At 66.1% G+C, this 3,654-nt stretch carries 4 protein-coding genes; all 4 read left to right on the top strand.

All coding sequences use genetic code 11. The annotated features are described in order from the left end of the window. The first annotated feature begins 231 nt into the window (after nt 1-231). The 4 genes from ruvC to EOA27_RS27215 all read left to right on the top strand — a co-directional run bounded on the left by ruvC (nt 232) and on the right by EOA27_RS27215 (nt 3,490). Complete coding sequence (gene ruvC / locus EOA27_RS27230) at nt 232-741, top strand: crossover junction endodeoxyribonuclease RuvC (protein ID WP_126080747.1); 510 nt, start codon at nt 232-234, stop codon at nt 739-741. Between the two features lie 10 nt (nt 742-751). Next, nucleotides 752-1,372 (top strand): Holliday junction branch migration protein RuvA, encoded by a 621-nt coding sequence (ruvA, locus tag EOA27_RS27225; protein WP_126080748.1) that lies wholly within the window; start codon nt 752-754, stop codon nt 1,370-1,372. A 43-nt stretch (nt 1,373-1,415) separates the two neighbouring features. Next, nucleotides 1,416-2,453 (top strand): Holliday junction branch migration DNA helicase RuvB, encoded by a 1,038-nt coding sequence (ruvB, locus tag EOA27_RS27220; protein ID WP_042645731.1) that lies wholly within the window; start codon nt 1,416-1,418, stop codon nt 2,451-2,453. A 134-nt stretch (nt 2,454-2,587) separates the two neighbouring features. Next, the gene (locus EOA27_RS27215) at nt 2,588-3,490 is read left to right on the top strand and encodes a metallophosphoesterase (RefSeq protein ID WP_126080749.1); all 903 of its coding nucleotides are present in this window, start codon (nt 2,588-2,590) and stop codon (nt 3,488-3,490) included. The last annotated feature ends 164 nt before the right edge of the window (nt 3,491-3,654 follow it).

Genomic DNA, 3,654 nt, shown 5'->3' with positions numbered 1-3,654 from the left:
ATTCCAGGGTCTTCGCGACGGAGCTTCGCTCCTGCTCCGCCCTGGAATGACGATCGCAAAGGGCGTTTCGGCCAATCTCCAACGCAATTCCGCCTGCCAACGCCAACAGAGCCGACCGGCCAAATCCCCTACGGCCTGCGACACCGGTCAGGCGCGATCTTGGGATCGCGACCGTTTCCGGTTTGTTCACATTTCGCTGGCATCGCTTGCCGCCGAGGTTAAACTTGGCGCATGGGGGAAGCGATTCGCATCATCGGCATCGATCCGGGCCTGAGGCGCACTGGATGGGGCATCATCGATAGCCTCGGCAATTCGCTGCGCTTCGTCGCGTCCGGCACCGTGCGCTCGGATGACAAGGCGCCGCTCGCGACGCGGCTCTGCCAATTGCATGACGGGCTGGCCGAGGTGCTGCATCAGGCCATGCCGCATGAGGCCGCGGTCGAACAGACCTTCGTCAACAAGGACGCGACGGCGACCCTGAAGCTCGGCCAGGCGCGCGGCATCGCCATGCTGGTGCCGGCGCGCGCCGGGCTGGTCGTCGCCGAATACGCGCCCAATGCGGTCAAGAAGGCGGTGATCGGCGTCGGCCATGGCGAGAAGAAGCAGATCCATATGATGGTCAAGGTGCTGATGCCGAAGGCGGTCTTCGACACGGATGATGCTGCCGACGCCCTGGCCATCGCCATCTGCCATGCGCATCATCGTCCGAGTGTCGCCTATCGGATGGCGGTTTCGGGGTGAGGGGAAAATCATGATCGGCAAGCTGAAAGGCATGCTGGACGAGATCGACGAAGATAGCTGCGTCATCGACGTGCATGGCGTCGGCTATGTCGCCCATTGCTCGGCGCGCACGCTGGCATCACTGCCGTCGCCCGGCGAGGCGGTGGTGCTTTTCATCGAGACCTATGTGCGCGAGGACATGATCCGGCTCTACGGCTTCCAGACGGGGCTGGAGCGCGAGTGGTTCCGGCTTTTGATGAACAATGTGCAGGGCGTCGGCGCCAAGGTGGCGTTGGCGGTGCTGTCGACGCTGGCGCCGGCCGACCTCGCCAACGCCATCGCGCTGCGCGACATCGCCATGGTTTCCCGCGCGCCCGGCGTGGGCAAGAAGGTGGCCGAGCGCATCGTCACCGAATTGCGCACCAAGGCGCCGGCCTATGCTGGCGCGGCGACCGGCACGATCGGCCTCAAGCAGGAACTCGGCGAAGGCGTCGCGGCCGCGCCGATCACGGATGCGGTCTCGGCGCTCGTCAATCTCGGCTATTCGCGCGACATAGCGGCAAACGCGGTCGCGGCGGCGCTGAAGTCGGCCGGCGACGGAGCGGATGCCTCGAAGTTGATCCGTTTCGGGCTCAAGGAACTGGCGCGATGAGGCGACGCTTGTCCCGCCAGCGGTCCTATGCAAGGAAGGCGGCATGAGCCTTTCGCCCCGCCTCATTGCACCCGACAAGCGCGGCGAGGATGCCGAGCAGACGCTGCGGCCGCAGTCGCTCGACGAGTTCGTCGGCCAGGCTGCGGTGCGCGCCAATCTCAAGGTCTTCGTCGATGCTGCCAAGAGCCGCGGCGAGGCGCTCGACCATGTGCTTTTCGTCGGCCCGCCGGGGCTCGGCAAGACGACGCTGGCGCAGATCATGGCGCGCGAGCTCGGCGTCAACTTCCGCTCGACCTCCGGCCCGGTCATCGCCAAGGCCGGCGACCTTGCCGCGCTGCTCACCAATCTGGAGGAGCGCGATGTGCTCTTCATCGACGAGATCCACCGCCTCAACCCGGCGGTCGAGGAGATCCTCTATCCGGCGATGGAGGATTTTCAGCTCGACCTGATCATCGGCGAGGGGCCGGCGGCGCGCTCGGTCAAGATCGACCTTGCCCGTTTCACCTTGGTCGCGGCGACAACCCGGCTCGGGCTCTTGACCAATCCGCTGCGCGACCGGTTCGGCATTCCGGTGCGGCTCAATTTCTACACGGTCGAGGAGCTGGAGCAGATCGTGCGCCGCGGCGCCCGGATCCTCTCGATGCCACTCGGCGACGACGGGGCGGTCGAGATCGCGCGCCGCGCGCGCGGCACGCCGCGCATCGCCGGCCGGCTCTTGCGCCGCGTGCGCGACTTCGCCAGCGTCGCCGGTGCCGCGCATGTCGACCGCAAGATCGCCGACGAGGCGCTGACCAGGCTGGAGGTCGATGCGCTCGGCCTCGACGCGCTCGACCGCCGCTATCTGTCGATGATCGCGCGCAATTTCGGCGGCGGGCCGGTCGGCATCGAGACGATCGCGGCCGGGCTTTCGGAGCCGCGCGACGCTATCGAGGACATCATCGAGCCCTATCTCATCCAGCAGGGTTTCATCCAGCGCACGCCGCGCGGGCGCGTGCTGACCGCCAATGCCTGGCGGCATCTGGGGCTCGACCCGCCAAAGGATATCGCGCAGCAGCAGATCAGCCTGTTCCAGGAAGAGTAACGCAGATTTGTTCGCCGCTCGGCCAAGCAAGGGGCCGATCTGCGCAGAATCTGCGCGCCTTGGCCCAGCTCAGGGCGCAATTACCGCCTTTAAGGCAGCTTCCTGGTAGAAACCCAAGGGGCTTGGGCCGTTCCATGATCACCAGACGCGGTTTCCTGCGCCTTGTCGGCGGCTCGGCCTTCGCCATGGTGTCGCTCGGCGCCTATGCGGTCGGCATCGAGCCGATGCTGCTGACGCGTGTGAAGCGCTACGCGCTGACGCCGCCGCACTGGCCGGCCGGACTCAAGCTGCGCGTCGTGGCGCTGGCCGACATCCACGCCTGCCGGCCCTGGATGACGCCGGAGCGGATCGCGGCGCTTGCAGAGCAGGCCAATGCGCTGCAGCCGGATGTCATCGTCATGCTTGGCGATTATCCTGCGGGAACCCGCATGGTGACCGGCTGGGTGAACGCATCCGAATGGGCGCCGGCGCTCTCCGGGCTGAAGGCGCCGCTCGGCGTGTTCTCGATCCTCGGCAATCACGACTGGTGGGAGGATCGCTCGGCACAGGCGGCTGGGGCAGGGCCGACAATTTCCCGCAAGGCGCTCGAGGCTGTCGGCATTCCGGTGCTGGAGAACGACGTCGTGCGGCTGGAAAAGGACGGCAAAGGCTTTTGGATTGCCGGGCTGGCCGACCAGATTGCGCTGCTGCCGGACAGGGCCAAGGGCCGCAGGGGGCTCACCGGCCTCGACGATCTTCCCGGCACGTTGGCCAAGGTCGGCGACAGGGATCCCATCATCCTGCTCGCGCATGAGCCGGACATCTTTCCAAAGGTGCCCTGGCGGGTTTCGCTGACGCTGTCCGGTCACACCCATGGCGGACAGGTGCGGCTGTTCGGCTATTCGCCGGTCGTGCCTTCCGCCTATGGCAACCGCTATGCCTATGGCCATGTCGTCGAGAACGACCGCAACCTGATCGTCTCGGGCGGTCTCGGCTTCAGCATTGCGCCGGTCCGTTTCGGTGTGCGGCCGGAGATACTCCAAATCGATCTTGGCTAAGGCGTACCGATATTCAGGTGAGGCCGGCCTGCGAATGCCGGTTTCCTGCGCTTCCGGTGCTCACGTACTTTAAGTACGCTCCGCTCCGGTTCTCGGAACCCGCCATTCTCGACTCGGCCTGACCTGAATCTCGGTACGCCTTGGTTTGCTGCCTTACCGCAGCG

Source organism: Mesorhizobium sp. M2A.F.Ca.ET.037.01.1.1 (assembly GCF_003998075.1).
Lineage (GTDB): Bacteria > Pseudomonadota > Alphaproteobacteria > Rhizobiales > Rhizobiaceae > Mesorhizobium.
This window is presented reverse-complemented; position numbering and strand designations above follow the sequence as displayed.

Coding starts and splice junctions, on each gene's coding strand:
- ruvC (WP_126080747.1), top strand. CDS start 232: ATGGGGGAAGCGATTCGCATCATCGGCATCGATCCGGGCCTGAGGCGC.
- ruvA (WP_126080748.1), top strand. CDS start 752: ATGATCGGCAAGCTGAAAGGCATGCTGGACGAGATCGACGAAGATAGC.
- ruvB (WP_042645731.1), top strand. CDS start 1,416: ATGAGCCTTTCGCCCCGCCTCATTGCACCCGACAAGCGCGGCGAGGAT.
- EOA27_RS27215 (WP_126080749.1), top strand. CDS start 2,588: ATGATCACCAGACGCGGTTTCCTGCGCCTTGTCGGCGGCTCGGCCTTC.